Genomic DNA, 18,577 nt, shown 5'->3' with positions numbered 1-18,577 from the left:
AGCCTAACGTGACGAACACCATGCCCGGCCACCGGGCACACCAGACGAGACTCGGGCGATGGCCGCAATCCGCGAGGGATACGAGCCACCACCCGAGTCTCGGTCAGGGCGAAGGGGGAACCCCCTCAGCTGATGTCCTTGCGGTTGCTCAGGAACGAGCCGACGACCGTGAGTGCGGCCGCGTACCCGATGAGGATGAGCGCGCACACCCACCAGGTGAAGTACGGGCTCTCCGCGCCTGCGGTCATCGTGCCGTTGGTCGGGTCGCCCGTGACGAGCATCCCCGTCGTGAGGTTGCCCGGGATGAACTTGCTCGCGGTGGTCCACCCCAGCAGGCCGAAGGCGATGTTGAGGATCAGCTGGCCGAGGAAGCCGAAGGCCACCGCGAGCAGCACGGCCGCGATCTGGTTGCGCACGAGCATGCCGAAGCCGAAGCCGATGAGCGTCCAGACGATCGTCGCGACGACCGAGGTGCCGAGCGAGGAGAGCACCTCGCTGTTGCCGAGGAGCAGGGGAGCGCCGTCCTTGAAGAGGGTCAGCACGAGCGCGCCGCCGCCGACCGAGGCGATGACGTGGACGAGCCCGAGGACGGCACCGACGACGACGACCGCGAGGGTCTTGGCCACGGCGACGACCCACCGGCGCGGGGTGGCCAGGTAGGTCGCGGTCGCGGTCTTGTGCCGGTACTCCGTCGTGATGAGCAGGACACCGAGGGCCAGCGGGAAGAGCGCCGAGAGGCTGCCGAAGTTCCCCAGCAGGCCGGCGGTGTAGATCATCTGGCCCAGCGCCGGGGTCATCTCGTCGAAGCCGGCGCTGGAGCCGTCGGGGTTGGTCAGGCCGAGGAAGGAGGCGCCGGCCATCGACAGGAGGAAGGCGGCGACCGCCATCCCGATGCCCATGCCCCACCAGAGCTTGGTCGTGAAGATCTTGCGGATCTCGGAGGTGATGGAACCCAACATCAGCCGTTCACCCCTTCCTTGCCCTCGATCGTGGCGGCCGTGGCCGGGGCGGAGGGCCCCCCGGTGGCGAGATTGCGGTTGGTGCCCTCGGTGAGGGAGAAGAACAGCTGCTCGAGGTCGGCGCCGAGGGAGCGCAGCTCGTGCACCGGGACGCCGGCGCGCAGCGCGACGTCGCCGATGAGGCGCAGGTCCTCGGTCTGGGCGACGATGCCGCCGTCCTCCTGGCGGGAGGCGACGACGTCGGCGACCCGAAGGGCGCCGAGCAGGGAATCGGGGTCGGTCGTGCGCACGAGGGTGGTCGCGCCGCCGCGCAGGTCGTCGACCGTGCCCTCCTTCACGAGCTTGCCGTTGGCGAGGATGACGACGTCGTCGACGGTCTGCTCGATCTCCTGCAGCATGTGGCTGGAGATGAGGATCGTGCGCCCCTCGACGTCGGCGAGGTGGCGCAGGAACCCCCGCAGCCACCGGATGCCCTCGGGGTCGAGACCGTTGGCCGGCTCGTCGAGGACGAGCAGCCGGGGGTCGCCGAGCAGGGCCGCGGCCAGCCCGAGGCGTTGGCGCATGCCCATGCTGTAGCCGCCCGCGTTCTTGCGGGCGGCGGCCGGGATGCCGGTGAGCTCGAGGAGCTCGTCGACACGGCTGTTCGGCGCACCGATCGTCGCGGCGAGCACCCGCAGGTGGTCGCGGCCCGAGCGGCCGGGGTGGAAGTTGGTCGCCTCCAGCGCGGCACCGACGACCCGCAGCGGCTGGTCGAGCTCGCGGTAGGTCTTGCCGTCGATGGTCGCCGTGCCGTGGTTCTGGCGCACGAGGCCGAGCAGCATGCGCAGGGTCGTCGTCTTGCCGGCGCCGTTCGGGCCGAGGAAGCCGGTGACCCGGCCAGGCTCGACCGAGAAGGTCAGGTCGTCGACAGCGGTGAAGCTGCCGAACCTCTTGGTCAGGTTGCGCACCTCTACGCGCGCGCCCTCTTTCGTCATGGGGTCCCCCTTCGTCTGGAAATGCTGGCCCCATGCAACCACGCGGGCCGTGGTGCCCCCCAATAGGTTTCGTCCGCGTCCCCTCCCCACCGCTCCCTGAGGAGGTCGCAACCCCACCGCTCCCTGAGGAGGTCGCAACCCCACCGCTCCCTGAGGAGGTCGCGCAGCGACCGTCTCGAAGGGCGCCCACCCCACCGCTCCCTGAGGAGGCCCCACCCCACCGCTCCCTGAGGAGGTCGCGCAGCGACCGTCTCGAAGGGGGCCACCCCCACCGCTCCCTGAGGAGGTCGCGCAGCGACCGTCTCGAAGGGGGGCCACCCCCACCGCTCCCTGAGGAGGTCGCGCAGCGACCGTCTCGAAGGGCGCGCCGCCGCCGACAACTGTGGATAACTCCCTTCGTCCCCTCGCCGACCCTGCTGGGATCGAGCGATGGCACACGTCTACATGCTCAGGTGCGCCGACGGGAGCTACTACGTCGGCAGCACGCACCACCTGGAGTCGCGCTTGCGCCAGCACAGCGCAGGCAGGGGAGCGCAGTACACGAGTACCCGCACACCCGTGGAGCTCGTCTGGTCGCTGGAGACCGAGCGCGTCGTCGAGGCGTATGCGCTGGAGCGGAAGCTGCACGGCTGGTCGCGCGCGAAGAAGGAGGCGCTCATCCGGGGGGACTTCGGCGCGATCCAGGCGGCGGCCAGGCGGCGGAGCTGAGGTGGGCGCCCCCTTCGAGACGGTCGCTGCGCGACCTCCTCAGGGAGCGGTGGGGCGGGCGCCCCCTTCGAGACGGTCGCTGCGCGACCTCCTCAGGGAGCGGTGGGTGGAGCGTGCGCGGGGCCGGCGCCCCCTTCGAGACGGTCGCTGCGCGACCTCCTCAGGGAGCGCTGGGCGGGGAGTCTCAGGGAGCGGTGGGGGACGCCCCGTAGAATCCGACGGACCATGACCATCGGTCTCCTCGTCCTCGCCCTCGTCCTGACCCTCGGTACCGCCCTCTTCGTCGCCGCCGAGTTCTCGCTCGTGGCCCTCGACCGCCCCTCCGTGCAGCGGGCCGTCGACAACGGGGACACCGCGGCCAAGCCGGTCCTCACCTCCCTTCGCACCCTCTCCACGCTGCTGTCCGCGTGCCAGATCGGCATCACGGTCACCACGCTCGCCCTCGGTTTCATCGCGAACCCGGCGATCGGCGCGCTCATCTCGCCCGGGCTGGAGGCGGCCGGCATGTCCGAGGCCGTCGCCGGCTCCACGGCGTCCGGGCTCGCGCTGGTCATCGCCACCGCGTTCTCGATGATCCTCGGCGAGATGGTGCCCAAGACCCTCGCCGTCTCGGCGCCGCTCGCCACGGCCAAGGTCGTCGCGCTGCCGATGCGCATCATCGGTGTGCTCTTCAAGCCGCTGATCTTCATCCTCAACGGCAGCGCCAACTGGGTGCTCCACCGCCTGGGCGTCGAGCCGCAGGAGGAGCTGTCCGCCGCCCGCAGCCCCGCCGAGCTCGCCTCGCTCGTGCGCACCTCTGTCGAGGCCGGCACGCTCGACTCCGGGACGGCGCGCCTGGTGACCCGCTCGCTCGGCTTCGGCGACCAGACCGCCGCCGACGTCATGACTCCGCGCAACCGTGCCACCTCGATCGACCGCACCGCCTCCGCCGAGGACCTCGTCGCGCTCGCGCGCAGCACGGGCCACTCGCGCTTCCCCGTCACGGGTGAGGACTGGGACGACATCGACGGCGTCGTCCACGTCAAGCGCGCCATCGCTGTGCCGCACGAGCGTCGCGCGTCCGTGCCGATCTCCGCGCTGATGATCGACCCCGTCGTCGTCCCCGAGACCCTGCGCCTGGACCCGCTGCTCATCCAGCTGCGCGACTCGGGCCTGCAGATGGGCGTCGTCGTCGACGAGTACGGCGGCACCGCGGGCGTGGTGACGCTCGAGGACCTCGTCGAGGAGATCGTCGGCGAGGTCAACGACGAGCACGACAAGGCGCAGACGACCGGCCGCGCGCTCGGCGACGGTGTCTGGACCGTGCCCGGGCTGTGGCGCCCCGACGAGGTGCGTGACCGCATCGGCGCGCCCGTGCCCGAAGGCTCGTCCTACGAGACCGTCGGCGGCTGGGTCATGGCCGAGCTGGGCCGGGTGCCCGAGGTCGGCGACGTCGTCGAGCTCGAGGGCTGGCAGGTCACGGTGGCCGACATGGACACCCGTCGTGTGGACCGGTTGCGGTTCGTCGAGACGGACGCCACGAGCGACGAAGGGGGTGAGCCGGCATGACCACCGTGCTCATCACCGCGGCGCTCCTGCTGGCCAATGCCTTCTTCGTGGGCGCCGAGTTCGCCGCGATGTCCGCGCGGCGCTCGCAGCTCGAACCCCTCGCCGACGCCGGCAACAAGCGGGCGGCCATCGCCGTCGAGGCCCTGCAGCACACCGGCGTCCTGCTGGCCACCTGCCAGCTCGGCATCACCATCTGCTCGGTGCTCCTGGGTGCCATCTCCGAGGCGGCGCTGCACCACGCGCTGCACCCCGTCATGGAGCGCATCGGTGTGCCGGACGCCTTCACCGACGCGACCTCGCTCGTCCTGGCGATCCTCGTCGTCGTCTACCTGCACGTCGTGGTCGGCGAGATGGTCCCCAAGAACCTCGCGATCGCCGGCCCGGAGAAGTCGGCGACGATCCTCGTGCCCCCGCTCATGCAGGTCATGAAGGTCGCCAAGCCGATCATCCTCGCGATGGACTGGGTGTCCAAGGCCTTCGTCCGGGCGATGGGCATCGACCCCAAGGACGAGGTCGGTGCGGCCTTCACCGCCGAGGAGGTCCAGCACATCGTCAGGGAGTCCCACCGGGAGGGGCTCGTCGAGACCGAGAAGTACGGGCTCGTCGGCGCCGCCCTCGAGTTCTCCGACAAGGACGCCGCCGACGTGGGCGTGCCGGTCGCCGACCTCGTGACCGTCCCGCGCGACGCCACCCCGGACGACATCGAGCGGCTCGTCGCCAAGCACGGGTTCTCGCGCTACCCGACGGTCGACGAAGGGGGAGAGCTCACCGGCTACCTCCACCTCAAGGACGTCCTCTACGCCGACGAGACCGAGCGCAGCGAGCCGGTGCCCCGCAAACGCCTGCGCCGCATGGCCACGGTCCGCCCGAGCGACGAGGTCGAGGACGTGCTCGCGACCATGCAGCGCACGGGCACCCACCTGGCCCGGGTCAGCGACGAAGAGGGTGTCGTCCTCGGCGTCGTCTTCCTCGAGGACGTCATCGAGGAGCTCGTGGGAGAGGTGACGGACTCCACGCAGCGGGGGTGACCCCCTTCGCCCGCGCCCCGCGGACCCACCCCAACCCCGGTAGAGGGTCACGTCATGCACCAAGATCACGTTTTTTGTGCACGACGTGACCCTCTACGCGATGGGGGAAGGGGGGATGTGGAGAACTCAGCGGCCGCACCCCGTGAACTCGGCACCCTGTGGGGATGCCCAGACCCCTCGACCTGCCCGAGCCGTACACGGCCGGGACCTTCGCGGTGGCGGCCGCCACCCGTGACGGCGCCAAGATGAGCAGCCTGCGGGCGCTCCCCAACCCCTACCGCGGGGTGCGCAGCCACGTCCTGCCGACCACGCTGACGGAGCGGGCCGAGGCGCTGAGGCTCGTGCGCTCGGACGGGTTCGCGCTGTCGCACTGCTCGGCCGCGGTGCTGCACGGCCTGCCGGTGCCGCTGCAGTGCGGGCACGACGAGATCCACGTCATGAGCGCAGGGTCCAGGGTGCGCAGACCGGGACTGATCGGTCATCGCGGGCTCGAGCTGCGGGAGACCACCGAGGTCGGCGGACAGCGGGCCACCACCCTCGTCGACACCTGGCTCGACCTCGCCCCGCTCCTCACCCTCGACGAGCTGGTCGTCGTGGGGGACGCGGTGGCGCGACGACTCGAGTCGGTGGCGCCGCTGGTCGCGGGGTCGCCCCGGGCCAGGACCCACCGCCAACGGGTGCGTGAGGCCCTGCGCTGGGTCCGGGTCGGCTCGGCCTCGCCGATGGAGACGCGCTCGCGGGTCCTCTTCGTGCGTGGCGGGCTGCCGGAGCCGGAGCTCAATGTCCCGATCTTCGACGCCCGGGGCGGGTGGCTCGCCGAGGGTGACCTCGTGTGGCGCGAGGCCAGGACCGTGGGGGAGTACCAGGGGGCCGTCCACTTCCAGGGGTACCGGCGCGGCGACAAGGACCTCGTCCGCCGTCGCTCGCTCGAGGCGGAGGGCTGGGTGTACGTCGACTTCACCAAGGACGACTACTACCGCCGGGCCCGCCGCGTCCGGCTCGTCGAACGCATGGCTGCAGCCGTGGGGGTCCAGCCGACACGGGCGCAGCTGGCCGAGGTCGCGCGGGCGCCCGGGCTGTTGGGGCCCGCTCCCTCACGGTGCGCGACCGCCCGAGGTGGGTCACCTGATGCACCATGACCGAGGTTTTGCTGCACGACGTGACCCACCACGCAGGAGCGGGCCAGATAGGGGGACAGCACCGGGGTCCTGCGTCCCCTGCGGATGGGCCCCCGGTGCTGCTCCCACCAGCATCCGTCGTCGCGGCCCGGCACGCATCTGCTCGAGGAGGCGAAGGGGGGCCAGGCGATTAGCACGACGTGACAGGGGCGGTGGGATTCGTCATCGCGGATAATCAGCGCACCCGGTCACCCGGCCGGTGGAGGGCGTGAGGGAGGCGCGAGGGGATGGGCCAGGTCGACGAGCGGGTGCAGGGCACCGGCGAGCTGCTCGATCTCGTGGGTCTGGTGGACCTGGGGGAGCTCACGAGTGTGCTCATCGAACGGGTCGGTGAGGAGCTCGGCATCCACCCGCTGCCGGCGCGCCACCAGTGGCCCGGCGACGTGCACGAGCTCGCCCGCCGGTTCCTGCAGTACGTGGCGCAGGGACAGGTCGCGCGGATCAGCGAGCCGGGCAGCATCTGGGTGGGCGTCGGCGCCGAGTGCGCCCGGGCCGGTCTGGACTTCGAGACCCTGGCCGCGGGCATCCGCCTGTCGACGCGCCTGACGCACGGCCACGTGCACCGCTCGCTGCTCGCCCAGGGCCCGGGCGTGGACCACGAGGCCCTGCTCGACCTCCTCGACCGCATCTTCGTCGGGGGCGAAGAGGTCGTCGCGGCCGCACGCGCCGGGTACGCGACCGCCGGCACCCCGCCGAGCGCGGAGGACGAGGCCGCCCGCCGGCTCGGGGGAGTGCTCCTCCACGGTGACGACGGCGCGCTCGTCCTGGCCCACGAGTGCGGGTGGGACGACGACGCGGTCGTGTGCGCGATCATCACCTCGCCCGAGTCCGCGGCGCAGATCCGCCGCGAGTCCGAGTGCCAGGTCGCCTACTACCCGCGCAGCCGCGACGTCGTGCTGCTCCACCCGGTGGCCGAGGACCAGCTGGCGACCACCCTTCGTCCCCTCCTGCGCGGGCACCGGTGCGCCGTCGGACCCGCCGTGCCGATGCTCGACGCGGCCGCCTCGCTCGACCTGGCCTTCCGGGCGCAGCAGCTGGGCCTGGGCTCGGCGGAGGCGACCTTCGCCGACGACCTGATGCTCGAGATCGCCTGCAGCGCCGACCAGGTCGTCTGCGACTCGCTGCGGCGGACCCACCTCAGCGAGCTCGACGACCTCCCGAGCGACCAGCGGGCCATGCTCCTGGCGACGCTCCTGTCATGGCTGCGGCACTGGGGCCATCGGCCGAGCGTCGCCGAGGCCCTCGGCGTGCACCCGCAGACCGTGAGCCACCGGATCAACCGGCTCAAGGACCTGCTCGCCGACGAGCTCGATGAGCCGCACGTGCGTGCCGAGCTGCTCGTCCTGCTGACCGCGATGTCCGTGAGCGAGGCCTGGCAGGTCCCCTGAGGCGCGATCGGCGTGGCGCCCGCCACATCTGGCCGCGATGCTGGAGCATGCTGGGGTTCTCCGCATCGACCAGGAGTGTGAGCATGTCCAGCACAGAGACCACAGAGGTGAAGCCCAGAGAGGGCTTCTCATCACGCAGGGTCTTCATCTTCGCCGCGATCGGATCAGCCGTCGGGCTGGGCAACATCTGGCGCTTCCCCTACGTGGCCTACGAAGGGGGCGGCGGCGCCTTCATCATCCCGTACCTGTGCGCGCTGCTCTTCGCAGGCATCCCGCTGCTCTACCTCGACTACGCGATCGGCCACCGCTTCCGCGGGTCGGCCCCCCTCTCCCTTCGCCGGCTGCACCGTGGCGCGGAGTGGCTCGGTTGGTGGCAGGTGCTCATCTGCACCGTCATCGCCGTCTACTACGCCGCGATCCTCGCCTGGGCCGCGAAGTACACGCTGCTGTCCTTCACCAAGGGCTGGGGCGCCGACCCGGAGGCCTACTTCTTCGGTGACTACCTCCAGGCCGCGCCCGAGCCCGGGCCGACCTTCGACTTCGTCCCCGGCATCCTCATCACGATGGTGCTCGTCTGGGTCGTGACGATCGGCGTCCTCGCGCTGGGTGTCCAGACCGGCATCGGCCGCACCGCCGTCATCTTCATCCCCGTGCTCATCCTCGCCTTCATCGTGCTCGTCGCCCAGGCGCTCACGCTCGACGGGGCCATGGACGGGCTCAACGCCTTCTTCACCCCCGACTGGGGCGCGCTGACGCACGGCAGCGTGTGGATCTCGGCCGTCGGGCAGATCTTCTTCAGCCTCTCCGTCGGCTTCGGCATCATGATCACGTACTCCAGCTACGTCGACCGCAAGACCGACATGACCGGCTCCGGCGCGGTCGTCGGCTTCTCCAACTCCGGCTTCGAGCTGCTCGCCGGCATCGGTGTCTTCGCCGCGCTGGGCTTCATGGCGCAGGCCGCGGGCAAGGAGGTCAGCGAGGTCGTCGCCAACGGCATCGGCCTGGCCTTCGTCGCCTTCCCGACGATCATCAACGAGGCGCCCGGTGGCCTCGTCATCGGCGTGCTCTTCTTCGGCGCACTGCTGCTGGCCGGCCTGACCTCGCTCATCTCGATCGTCGAGGTCGTCATCGGCGCCGTCCGCGACAAGGTCGGCATCTCGCGCCGGGCGGCGACCTTCGTCGTCGGTGTGCCGATGGCTGCCGTGAGCATCCTGATGTTCTCGACCACCGGCGGCATCTACGTGCTCGACACGATGGACGCCTTCGTCAACAGCTTCGGCATCATCGCCGTCGCGGCCGTGATGATGCTGGCCGTGACCTACGCCTTCCGCAAGCTCGGTCTGCTGCGCGCCCACCTCGACGCGCGCAGCTCGATCAAGCTCAAGGGCTGGTGGCCGGCCCTCATCGCCGTGGTCATCCCGCTGCTGCTCGTCGTCATGCTGTGGCAGGAGCTCACGGCGAAGCTCGACGCGCCCTACGAGAAGTACCCGGCCGACCTGCTGGGCGTCTTCGGCTGGGGCATGGTCATCGCCCTGCCGATCCTGGCGATCCTGCTCTCGCTGCTGCCGTGGCGGGGCGACGTGTCGCTCGACGACGCACCCGACGTCCTCGTCGACGGGGGTGAAAACCCATGACCACGACGGCCATCATCATGATGATCATCTCGATCCTCGTCATCTGGGGCGGCCTCGTCCTCGCGATCGTCAACCTGCTCAAGCGGGGTGACTCCGCGGTGGACGACATCCGCGAGTTCGAGATCCACCGCGACCTCTGACGAGACCTCCCCACGAGGGAGCGAAGGGGGGCCGGACGACACCACGTCGTCCGACCCCCCTTAGTCATGGCGCGCCCGGGCATGACGAAGGGCCGCCAGCTGGTGCTGGCGGCCCCTCGGAAGAACGCGCCCCCGGCAGGATTCGAACCTGCGGCCCCTGGTACCGGAAACCAGTGCTCTATCCCCTGAGCTACGGAGGCGGGATTGTGCCCGGTGAGGTTAGCACCGGGCAGGCCAGTCCCGAGAATCGACCGGCGCACCGGGCACGGACACCGCGCACCTAGACTGGGCGACCGTGACCCCCGAAGAGCTTTCCGCAGCGATCCGTGCCGCCCTGACCGCCGCCGTCGAGACCGGCGAGCTGAGCGTCGAGGTGCCCGCCGAGATCCGCGTGGAGCGACCCAAGCAGAAGGGCCACGGCGACTGGACGAGCAACCTGTCCATGCAGCTGGCCAAGCCCGCCGGCATGAAGCCCCGCGACGTCGCTGCGGTCCTCGCCGAGCGGCTGCGCGCCCACCCCGGCATCGCCGACCTCGAGATCGCCGGGCCGGGGTTCATCAACATCACCCTCGACGCGGCGTCCGCGGGGGAGCTCGCCCGCAGCATCGTCGAGGCCGGCGCGGTCTACGGGCACAACGAGGCCATGGCCGGGCACACGATCAACATCGAGTTCATCTCCGCCAACCCCACCGGCCCGCTGCACATCGGCCACACCCGCTGGGCCGCGCTCGGTGACGCGATGCGCCGGCTCCTCGCGGCCTCCGGGGCCGACGTCACCGCCGAGTACTACATCAACGACGCGGGCGCGCAGATGGACAACTTCGGCGCCTCGATCGTCGCTCGGGCGAAGGGGGAGCCCACCCCCGAGGGCGGGTACCCGGGTCCCTACGTCGACGACCTGGCGGCGACCGCCCTTCGTGCTCGTCCCGACCTGCTGCAGCTGCCCGCCGACGAGCAGCTGGCCACCGCCCGCCGGCTCGGCTACGAGGCCCAGCTCGCCGACATCCGCTCGACCCTCGAGGACTTCGGCGTGCACTTCGACGTCTGGTTCTCCGAGCAGACCCTGCACGAAGGGGGAGCGGTCGAGTCCGCGATCGCGCGGCTGCGCGAGCAGGGGCACGTCGACGACCGGGACGGCGCCGTGTGGCTGCGCACGACCGACTTCGGCGACGACAAGGACCGCGTGCTCATCCGGGCCGACGGGGTGCCGACCTACTTCGCCGCCGACGCCGCGTACTACCTGAGCAAGAAGGACCGCGGGTTCCCCGAGAAGATCTACCTGCTCGGCGCCGACCACCACGGCTACGTCAGCCGGCTCAAGGCGATCGCCGCCTGCGCCGGCGACGACCCGGCGACCAACATCGAGATCCGTATCGGCCAGCTGGTCAACCTGGGTGGGGCCAAGCTGTCCAAGCGCGCCGGCAACATCATCGAGCTGCGCGACCTCGTCTCCTGGATCGGCACCGACGCGGTGCGCTACTCGCTCGCCCGGTACCCCGCGGACTCGCCGCTCAGCCTGGACGGCGAGGAGCTGCGCAAGCAGACCAACGACAACCCGGTCTTCTACGTGCAGTACGCCCACGCCCGCACCTCCAACGTCGCCCGCCTCGCGGCCGAGGACGGCGTCGACCGCTCGGCCGGCTTCGACCCGAGCCTGCTGTCCGACCCGACCGAGGCGACGCTGCTCGCGGCGCTCGGCGACTTCCCCCGGGTCGTCGCGCACGCCGCCGAGCTGCGCGAGCCGCACCGGGTCGCGCGCTACCTCGAGGACCTCGCCGGCCACTTCCACAAGTGGTACGACACCTGCCGCGTGCGCCCGCGCTCGGACGAGGAGATCACGGACACCCACCGCACCCGCCTGTGGCTCAACGACGCGACCCGCCAGGTGCTCGCCAACGGCCTCGACCTGCTCGGCGTCTCCGCGCCCGAGCGGATGTGAGGTCGGCATGGCGACCAACATGAGGGCCCACGAGGCCGGCATCCTCCATGCCGAGGGCTACGGCGCGGCACCGCAGTGGCTGCCCTTCCCGCAGGACGTCATGGAGCTGCTCCCGCAGCTGTGGCCGGTCAACATCGGGCGCGACGGCAGCGGTGTGCTCACCGTCGCGGGCGTGCCCGTGACCGACCTCGCCCGGGACTTCGGCACCGCGGCGTACGTCGTCGACGAGGACGACTTCCGGGCGCGGGCCCGGGCCTTCCGCGACGACTTCACCGCCCCCTTCGAGGCCGTGGCCGGCGCGGACGTCTACTACGCCGGCAAGGCCTTCCTGTGCTCCGCGGTCGCCCGCTGGGTCATGGACGAGGGCCTGAACCTCGACACCTGCAGCGGCGGCGAGCTCGCCGTGGCGCAGCGCGTCGGCTTCCCGCCCGAGCGGATCGCGCTGCACGGCAACAACAAGAGCGTCGCCGAGCTGCGCCGCGCGCTCGAGTACGGCGTCGGTCGCATCGTCGTCGACTCCTTCGAGGAGATCGACCGGGTCGCGGCGCTCGCCGCCGAGCTCGGTGTCGTCGCCCCGGTCATGGTGCGCGTCACCGTCGGCGTCGAGGCGCACACCCACGAGTTCATCGCCACCGCCCACGAGGACCAGAAGTTCGGCTTCTCCCTCGCCGGCGGCCAGGCCCGGGCCGCGATCGACGCGATCGTGGCGAAGGGGGAGCACCTGCGCCTCCTCGGCCTGCACAGTCACATCGGCAGCCAGATCTTCGACGTCTCCGGCTTCGAGATCGCCGCCCGCCGCCTCGTCGCCCTGCACACCGAGGTCGCCGACGAGCACGGCATCGCGATGCCGGAGATGGACCTCGGCGGCGGCTACGGCATCGCCTACACCTCCGAGCACGAGCCGCTCACGCCCGGGCAGCTCGGCACCCAGATGGCCGAGCTCGTCGACCGCGAGCTCAAGGAGTTCCGCGACGGCCACCCCGACGCGGCGCTGCCCCGCATCTCCATCGAGCCCGGCCGCGCGATCGCCGGCCCGAGCGCCTTCACGCTCTACGAGGTCGGCACCGTCAAGGACGTCGAGCTCGGCCACGGCGCCGTGCGCTCCTACGTGAGCGTCGACGGCGGCATGAGCGACAACGTGCGCACGGCCCTCTACGGCGCCGACTACTCGTGCACGCTCGCCGGACGCTCCTCGAGCGCGCCGCCGCGGCTCGTGCGCGTCGTCGGGCGGCACTGCGAGAGCGGCGACATCGTGGTCATGGACGAGTACCTCCCGGCCGACATCGCCCCCGGCGACCTCATCGCCGTGCCCGGCACCGGCGCGTACTGCCGCAGCCTGTCCAACCAGTACAACCACACCCCGCGTCCACCGGTCCTCGCCGTGCGCGAGGGGCAGGCGCGGGTCATCGTGCGTCGCGAGACGATCGATGACCTGCTCGCCCTCGACGTCGACGAGCCCAGTCCGTCCCAGGAGGTCCGATGACCACCGCGCCCGCCCCCCTTCGTGTCGCTCTCCTCGGTGGAGGCGTCGTCGGCGGCGCCGTCGCCCGCCAGCTGGCGCTGCAGGCCGACGACCTGGCCCACCGGGTCGGCCGGCCGCTCGAGCTCGTCGGCATCGCGGTGCGCCGCCCCGGCCGCGACCGCTCCGAGCTCGGCGTCGACCCGGCGCTCTTCACGACCGACGCCGAGGAGCTGGTGACCCGCGCCGACATCGTCGTCGAGGTCATCGGCGGCATCGAGCCGGCCCGCAGCCTGATCCTGTCGGCCATGGAGCACGGCGCGTCCGTCGTCACGGCCAACAAGGCCCTGCTCGCCGAGGACGGCCCGACGCTCTACGCCGCGGCGGCCGCGCACGGCGTCGACCTGTACTACGAGGCGGCCGTCGCCGGCGCGATCCCGATCCTGCGGCCGATCCGCGACTCGCTCGCGGGCGACTCCATCCGCCGCGTCATCGGCATCGTCAACGGCACGACCAACTTCGTCCTCGACGCGATGGACACCAGCGGCGCCGGGTTCACCGAGACGGTCGAGCGCGCCCAGGCGCTCGGCTACGCCGAGGCCGACCCGACGGCCGACGTCGAGGGCTTCGACGCGGCCGCCAAGGCCGCGATCCTGTCCTCGCTCGCCTTCCACACGCGGGTCTCCAGCGCGGACGTGCACCGCGAGGGCATCACCGAGGTGAGCGCCCGCGACATCGCCGCTGCCCGCGAGATGGGCTGCGTCGTCAAGCTGCTCGCGATCTGCGAGCGGGTCGACGGCCCGGACGGGCCGGGCATCTCGGCCCGCGTCCACCCCGCGCTCATCCCGCTCTCGCACCCGCTCGCCTCGGTGCGCGAGGCGTACAACGCCGTCTTCGTCGAGGCGGAGGGTGCCGGTGACCTGATGTTCTACGGCCAGGGCGCCGGTGGCGACCCGACCGCCAGCGCGGTCCTCGGCGACATCGTCGCCGTCGCCCGCACGCGGGTCCTCGGCGGTCGCGGGCCGGGGGAGAGCGCCTACGCGGAGCTGCCCGTCCTGCCCATCGGCCAGGCGATCACGCGCTACCACGTGAGCCTCGAGGTCGCCGACAAGCCGGGCGTGCTCGCCGCCGTGGCCACCGTCTTCGCCCGCCAGGGCGTGTCCATCGAGACCGTCCGCCAGCAGGTCGTCACCGACGACCAGGACGTATCGCGGGCGATGCTCATCATCGTCACGCACGCGGCGACCGACGCCGCGCTCTCCGCGACCGTCGACGAGCTCGCCGGGCTCGACACGGTCAACGAGGTCACCTCCGTCATGCGTGTTGAAGGGAACTGATCCATGGCAGCCCACCAGTGGCGCGGCGTCATCACCGAGTACGCGGACCGGCTCCCCATGCTGGCCGGGGCCCCGGTCATCACCCTGCGCGAAGGGGGGACCCCCCTCATCCCCGCCGAGCACCTCAGCGAGCTCGTCGGCGCGCAGGTGCACGTCAAGTACGAGGGCCTGAACCCGACCGGCTCCTTCAAGGACCGCGGGATGACGGCCGCGATGACGATGGCGGCGGGCAAGGGCGCCAAGGCGGTCATCTGCGCCTCGACCGGCAACACCTCTGCCTCGGCCGCGGCCTACGCCACCAAGGCCGGCATGACCTGCGCCGTCCTCGTCCCCGAGGGCAAGATCGCGATGGGCAAGCTCTCGCAGGCCATCGCCCACGGCGCGACCCTGCTGCAGGTCGACGGCAACTTCGACCACTGCCTCGACGTCGCCCGCAAGCTCGCCGAGGCCTACCCGGTCGAGCTGGTCAACTCGGTCAACCCGGCGCGGATCGAGGGGCAGAAGACCGCCTCCTTCGAGATCGTCGACGCCCTGGGCGATGCCCCGGACATCCACTGCCTGCCGGTCGGCAACGCCGGCAACATCACCGCGTACTGGCGCGGCTACCGCGAGTACGCGAGCGAGACCGAAGGGGTGTCCGGCCTGCTCGCGCCCGTCGCGACGCGTCTGCCGCAGATGTGGGGCTTCCAGGCCGCCGGCTCCGCGCCGATCGTCCTCGGTCACCCGGTCGACGAGCCCGACACGATCGCCACCGCGATCCGCATCGGCAACCCGGCCTCGTGGCAGCAGGCCGTCGAGGCCCGCGACGACTCCGGCGGCCGCATCGAGGCGGTCACCGACGAGGAGATCCTGGCGGCGCACCGTCTCCTGTCCTCGCGCGAGGGGATCTTCGTCGAGCCGGCCTCCGCGGCGTCCGTCGCCGGCCTGCTCAAGGCCTCGGCCACCGGCCTCGTCCCGGCCGACGCGACGATCGTCTGCACGGTGACCGGTCACGGACTGAAGGACCCGCAGTGGGCGCTGAAGAACGCCGACGGCAGCGACATCGCCCCGGTCAGCGTGCCGGCGGAGGCCTACGCGATCGCCAGCGAGCTCGGTCTGCAGGGCTGAGGGTGACGATCGCTCCGGGGACCGCGGTCAGCCTCAGGGTGCCCGCGTCCAGCGCCAACCTCGGACCGGGCTTCGACTGCGTCGGCATGGCGCTCGGCGTCTGGGACGAGTGCACCGTCACCGTCACGCAGGAGCCCGGGCTCGTCGTCGAGGTCGCCGGGTCGGGGTCCGAGTCGGTCCCACGCGACGAGAGCCACCTCGTCGTGCGCACGCTCATCACCGCGTGGCAGCACCTCGACGTGCCGGTCCCGGCCGGGCTGCGGCTGAGCGCGACCAACACCGTGCCGCACGGTCGCGGGCTCGGCTCGTCGGCGACCGCGATCGTCACCGGCGTCGCCGCGGCGCACGCGCTCGCGGTCCGCGGGGGCGCCCTCGCGGGGGAGGAGATCGACCTCGAGGTCGTCAACACCATCGCCGCCGCGCTCGAGGGCCACCCGGACAACAGCTCCGCCAGCGTCTACGGCGGTGCGACCCTCTCCGTGACCACCGCGGGCTCGCCGATGCCGCGGACCCGGACCGTCCCCCTTCGCCTGCACGAGGACATCGTCCCCGTCGTGCTCGTGCCGGACGCGACGCTCAGCACGCACACGGCCCGCTCGGTCCTGCCCGAGGTCGTGCCGCTCGGCACCGCCGCGGCGAACTCGGCGCGCACGGGCCTGCTCGTGCACGCGCTCACCGCCGCACCCGAGCTGCTCGTCGAGGCGACGACCGACCTGCTCCACCAGGAGGCGCGGCGCCCGAGCTACCCGACGAGCATGGCGCTCGTCGACGCGCTGCGCGGCGCCGGGTACGCCGCGACGATCTCCGGCGCCGGCCCCTCCGTCCTCGTCCTCACCACCCACGAGCGGGTCGACGGGGTGGCCCCGCTCGTCCCCGCCGGCTGGCAGGTCCTCACGCCCGGCGTCCCCACCGAGGGCGTCCACCTCGTCTGACGCGCCGCGCGATGCGGCTACAGGCAGGTGCAGTGATACATTGGCCATGCTCCTTCGAGGTCCGGTGCATCGACGAACCAGTCGAGTCGCACATGAGGGCCCGGAGCTCCCCCCACGTGAGTGCCCTCGGCCTCCGGGCCCGGCACGCAGCCGTGGGGATCTCACCACACATCCCGCTCTTGACGGGACTCATCAGGCCCGCCCTGTGCGGCTGGCCCTACGAGGGAAAGGGTCCTTCGTGACCGACACCACCACCGGCGCCAGCGCCGAGACCGCTGAGCAGCCCCGCCGCTCCGGCGCTCTCAGCGCGATGCGCCTCGCCCAGCTCCAGCAGCTCGCCTCGAGCATGGGGATCACCGGCACCGCCAAGATGCGCAAGAGCGACCTGCTCGCGGCCATCCGCGAGCGGCAGTCCGGCTCGTCCGCCCCGGCGCGCACGTCCGCCCCGGCCGGCGACGCCCCGCGCGCTGACAAGGCTCCCGCCGAGACGACGCGTGCCGCTGAGGTGCCCGTCGACACGGCCCCGGCGACCCAGGCGTCGGCCGCCCAGGCGCCCGCCGTCGAGGCCCCGGCCACCACGGCGCCTGCCGAGGCCCCGAGCGCCCGGCAGACCGACTCCGGGCAGCAGGAGGGCGAGCGCGAGCAGGCCGACCGCGGCCGCGAGCGCTCCGCCGACCGCGACCGCGGTGGTAACGACCGCCAGCAGGGCGAGCGCACCGACCGCCAGCAGGGTGGCAACCGCGACCGCAACCAGGGCGGCAACGACCGCCAGCAGGGCGGCAACGACCAGGGCGGCAACCGCGACCGCAACCAGGGCGACCGCAACCAGGGCGACCGCAACCAGGACGACCGCAACCAGCAGGGTCGCCACGACCAGGGTGGCGACGACGAGCGCGGCGGCCGTCGCAGCCGCAACCGCAACCGCAACCGCAACCGGGACAAGCGTCGCGGCGGCGGCCAGCAGTTCGACGAGACCGAGCCGCAGATCTCCGAGGACGACGTGCTCGTCCCCGTCGCGGGCATCCTCGACGTCCTCGACAACTACGCCTTCGTGCGCACCTCGGGGTACCTGCCCGGCCCGGGCGACGTCTACGTACCGCTCGGCATGGTCAAGCGCAACGGCCTGCGCAAGGGGGACGCCGTCACCGGTCAGGTCAAGGCGACCCGCGAGGGCGAGGAGCTGCAGCAGCCGACCGTCGGCACCAAGGGCAACCGCGGGAAGTACAACCCGCTGGCCAAGCTCGAGACGATCAACGGGATGACGCCCGAGGACGCGAAGCGTCGGGTGGAGTTCGGCAAGCTCACGCCGCTGTACCCACAGGAGCGGCTGCGCCTGGAGACCGAGTCCAACATCCTCACCACCCGGATGATCGACCTCGTCGCCCCCATCGGCAAGGGCCAGCGCGGCCTCATCGTCGCCCCGGCCAAGGCCGGCAAGACGATGGTCATGCAGTCGCTCGCCAACGCCATCACGACCAACAACCCGGAGTGCCACCTCATGGTCGTCCTCGTGGACGAGCGTCCCGAGGAGGTCACCGACATGCAGCGCGCGGTCAAGGGTGAGGTCATCGCCTCCACCTTCGACCGCCCGGCCGACGACCACACGACGGTCGCCGAGCTCGCGATCGAGCGCGCCAAGCGCCTCGTCGAGATGGGCCACGACGTCGTCGTGCTCCTCGACTCGATCACCAAGCTGGGTCGCGCCTACAACCTCGCCGCCCCGGCGAGCGGGCGCATCATGTCCGGTGGTGTCGACTCCGCGGCGCTCTACCCGCCGAAGAAGTTCTTCGGTGCCGCCCGCAACATCGAGAACGGCGGCTCGCTGACGATCCTGGCGACCGCACTCGTCGAGACCGGCTCGCGCATGGACGAGGTGATCTTCGAGGAGTTCAAGGGCACGGGCAACATGGAGCTCAAGCTCGACCGTGGCCTGGCGAACCGGCGCATCTTCCCGGCCGTCGACGTCAACGGCTCCGGCACCCGGCGTGAGGAGATCCTCCTCGCGCCCGAGGAGCTGCGGATCATGTGGAAGCTGCGTCGGGTCCTCGCGGCCCTCGACACCCAGCAGGGTGTCGAGCTGCTCCTGGACCGGCTGCGCAAGACCAAGACGAACTACGAGTTCCTCTCCCAGGTCGCGGCGACCAGCTCCATCAAGCTCGGCGACGAGGACGAGACCGCCTGACGGTCAACGCGATTCGTCGACCCGGCCGGCGTCCCTGAGGGGCGCCGGCCGAGTCGTGCCGCCA

At 71.7% G+C, this 18,577-nt stretch carries 15 protein-coding genes and 1 tRNA gene; 13 read left to right on the top strand and 3 right to left on the bottom strand.

Going from position 1 to position 18,577, the window contains the following annotated elements; translation table 11 throughout:
• Nucleotides 1–125: 125 nt before the first annotated feature.
• Together JT1_RS09325 and JT1_RS09320 are read right to left on the bottom strand one after the other, a co-directional pair.
• On the bottom strand, nucleotides 126–959 hold the full coding sequence (locus JT1_RS09325; RefSeq protein WP_068325318.1) for an ABC transporter permease: 834 nt from the start codon (nucleotides 957–959) through the stop codon (nucleotides 126–128).
• Nucleotides 959–1,933, bottom strand: coding sequence for an ABC transporter ATP-binding protein (locus JT1_RS09320; protein WP_068325315.1), 975 nt, complete (start codon nucleotides 1,931–1,933; stop codon nucleotides 959–961). Before JT1_RS09320 ends, JT1_RS09325 begins: the two co-directional genes overlap by 1 nt.
• Before the next feature lie 429 nt (nucleotides 1,934–2,362).
• Between JT1_RS09320 and JT1_RS09315 the strand changes: the two genes are divergently transcribed.
• The 7 genes from JT1_RS09315 to JT1_RS17810 all read left to right on the top strand — a co-directional run bounded on the left by JT1_RS09315 (nucleotide 2,363) and on the right by JT1_RS17810 (nucleotide 9,557).
• On the top strand, nucleotides 2,363–2,641 hold the full coding sequence (locus JT1_RS09315; RefSeq protein ID WP_068325314.1) for a GIY-YIG nuclease family protein: 279 nt from the start codon (nucleotides 2,363–2,365) through the stop codon (nucleotides 2,639–2,641).
• A 225-nt stretch (nucleotides 2,642–2,866) separates the two neighbouring features.
• Nucleotides 2,867–4,189, top strand: a complete 1,323-nt coding sequence (locus tag JT1_RS09310) for a hemolysin family protein (protein WP_068325312.1) — start codon at nucleotides 2,867–2,869, stop codon at nucleotides 4,187–4,189.
• The gene (locus JT1_RS09305; protein ID WP_068325310.1) at nucleotides 4,186–5,217 is read left to right on the top strand and encodes a hemolysin family protein; all 1,032 of its coding nucleotides are present in this window, start codon (nucleotides 4,186–4,188) and stop codon (nucleotides 5,215–5,217) included. Before JT1_RS09310 ends, JT1_RS09305 begins: the two co-directional genes overlap by 4 nt.
• A gap of 164 nt (nucleotides 5,218–5,381) precedes the next feature.
• Nucleotides 5,382–6,356, top strand: coding sequence for a hypothetical protein (locus tag JT1_RS09300; RefSeq protein WP_068325308.1), 975 nt, complete (start codon nucleotides 5,382–5,384; stop codon nucleotides 6,354–6,356).
• A gap of 266 nt (nucleotides 6,357–6,622) precedes the next feature.
• Nucleotides 6,623–7,783, top strand: coding sequence for a PucR family transcriptional regulator (locus JT1_RS09295; protein ID WP_068325306.1), 1,161 nt, complete (start codon nucleotides 6,623–6,625; stop codon nucleotides 7,781–7,783).
• Nucleotides 7,784–7,866: 83 nt separating this feature from the next.
• A complete protein-coding gene (locus tag JT1_RS09290; RefSeq protein ID WP_068325304.1) occupies nucleotides 7,867–9,417 on the top strand; it encodes a sodium-dependent transporter in 1,551 nt (516 codons plus the stop codon).
• Nucleotides 9,414–9,557 carry a methionine/alanine import family NSS transporter small subunit gene (locus tag JT1_RS17810; RefSeq protein ID WP_082807564.1) on the top strand — a complete coding sequence of 48 codons (144 nt, stop codon included), beginning with the start codon at nucleotides 9,414–9,416 and terminating at the stop codon, nucleotides 9,555–9,557. The genes JT1_RS09290 and JT1_RS17810 overlap by 4 nt, the downstream gene beginning before the upstream one ends.
• Nucleotides 9,558–9,684: 127 nt before the next feature.
• Here the strand turns inward: JT1_RS17810 and JT1_RS09285 are convergent.
• Nucleotides 9,685–9,757: transfer RNA gene (locus JT1_RS09285), tRNA-Arg, on the bottom strand.
• 95 nt (nucleotides 9,758–9,852) lie between these two features.
• Here JT1_RS09285 and argS point away from each other — a divergent pair.
• The 6 genes from argS (at nucleotide 9,853) to rho (ending at nucleotide 18,513) form a co-directional block, all read left to right on the top strand.
• Nucleotides 9,853–11,496 carry an arginine--tRNA ligase gene (argS, locus tag JT1_RS09280; protein ID WP_068325302.1) on the top strand — a complete coding sequence of 548 codons (1,644 nt, stop codon included), beginning with the start codon at nucleotides 9,853–9,855 and terminating at the stop codon, nucleotides 11,494–11,496.
• Between the two features lie 19 nt (nucleotides 11,497–11,515).
• Entirely contained in the window at nucleotides 11,516–12,979 is a 1,464-nt protein-coding gene (gene lysA, locus JT1_RS09275; protein ID WP_068325532.1) for a diaminopimelate decarboxylase, read from the top strand.
• Nucleotides 12,976–14,292 (top strand): homoserine dehydrogenase, encoded by a 1,317-nt coding sequence (locus JT1_RS09270; protein WP_068325300.1) that lies wholly within the window; start codon nucleotides 12,976–12,978, stop codon nucleotides 14,290–14,292. The genes lysA and JT1_RS09270 overlap by 4 nt, the downstream gene beginning before the upstream one ends.
• 3 nt (nucleotides 14,293–14,295) lie before the next feature.
• Nucleotides 14,296–15,399, top strand: a complete 1,104-nt coding sequence (gene thrC / locus JT1_RS09265) for a threonine synthase (protein WP_068325298.1) — start codon at nucleotides 14,296–14,298, stop codon at nucleotides 15,397–15,399.
• Between the two features lie 2 nt (nucleotides 15,400–15,401).
• Nucleotides 15,402–16,331, top strand: a complete 930-nt coding sequence (gene thrB / locus JT1_RS09260) for a homoserine kinase (protein WP_068325296.1) — start codon at nucleotides 15,402–15,404, stop codon at nucleotides 16,329–16,331.
• Between the two features lie 238 nt (nucleotides 16,332–16,569).
• Nucleotides 16,570–18,513: a transcription termination factor Rho gene (gene rho, locus JT1_RS09255; RefSeq protein WP_068325294.1), complete on the top strand. Its 1,944-nt coding sequence runs from the start codon at nucleotides 16,570–16,572 to the stop codon at nucleotides 18,511–18,513.
• Nucleotides 18,514–18,577 lie beyond the last annotated feature (64 nt).

Origin of the sequence: Janibacter terrae NBRC 107853 (assembly GCF_001591405.1) — a bacterium.
GTDB classification, from domain to species: domain Bacteria; phylum Actinomycetota; class Actinomycetes; order Actinomycetales; family Dermatophilaceae; genus Janibacter; species Janibacter terrae.
Note: the sequence above shows the minus strand (reverse complement) of the source record. Positions and strands in the feature narration are given on the sequence as shown.

What these genes read in the sequence shown, in the direction of transcription:
- JT1_RS09325 (WP_068325318.1), bottom strand. Translation starts at nt 959, where the DNA reads ATGTTGGGTTCCATCACCTCCGAGATCCGCAAGATCTTCACGACCAAG.
- JT1_RS09320 (WP_068325315.1), bottom strand. Translation starts at nt 1,933, where the DNA reads ATGACGAAAGAGGGCGCGCGCGTAGAGGTGCGCAACCTGACCAAGAGG.
- JT1_RS09315 (WP_068325314.1), top strand. Translation starts at nt 2,363, where the DNA reads ATGGCACACGTCTACATGCTCAGGTGCGCCGACGGGAGCTACTACGTC.
- JT1_RS09310 (WP_068325312.1), top strand. Translation starts at nt 2,867, where the DNA reads ATGACCATCGGTCTCCTCGTCCTCGCCCTCGTCCTGACCCTCGGTACC.
- JT1_RS09305 (WP_068325310.1), top strand. Translation starts at nt 4,186, where the DNA reads ATGACCACCGTGCTCATCACCGCGGCGCTCCTGCTGGCCAATGCCTTC.
- JT1_RS09300 (WP_068325308.1), top strand. Translation starts at nt 5,382, where the DNA reads ATGCCCAGACCCCTCGACCTGCCCGAGCCGTACACGGCCGGGACCTTC.
- JT1_RS09295 (WP_068325306.1), top strand. Translation starts at nt 6,623, where the DNA reads ATGGGCCAGGTCGACGAGCGGGTGCAGGGCACCGGCGAGCTGCTCGAT.
- JT1_RS09290 (WP_068325304.1), top strand. Translation starts at nt 7,867, where the DNA reads ATGTCCAGCACAGAGACCACAGAGGTGAAGCCCAGAGAGGGCTTCTCA.
- JT1_RS17810 (WP_082807564.1), top strand. Translation starts at nt 9,414, where the DNA reads ATGACCACGACGGCCATCATCATGATGATCATCTCGATCCTCGTCATC.
- lysA (WP_068325532.1), top strand. Translation starts at nt 11,516, where the DNA reads ATGAGGGCCCACGAGGCCGGCATCCTCCATGCCGAGGGCTACGGCGCG.
- JT1_RS09270 (WP_068325300.1), top strand. Translation starts at nt 12,976, where the DNA reads ATGACCACCGCGCCCGCCCCCCTTCGTGTCGCTCTCCTCGGTGGAGGC.
- thrC (WP_068325298.1), top strand. Translation starts at nt 14,296, where the DNA reads ATGGCAGCCCACCAGTGGCGCGGCGTCATCACCGAGTACGCGGACCGG.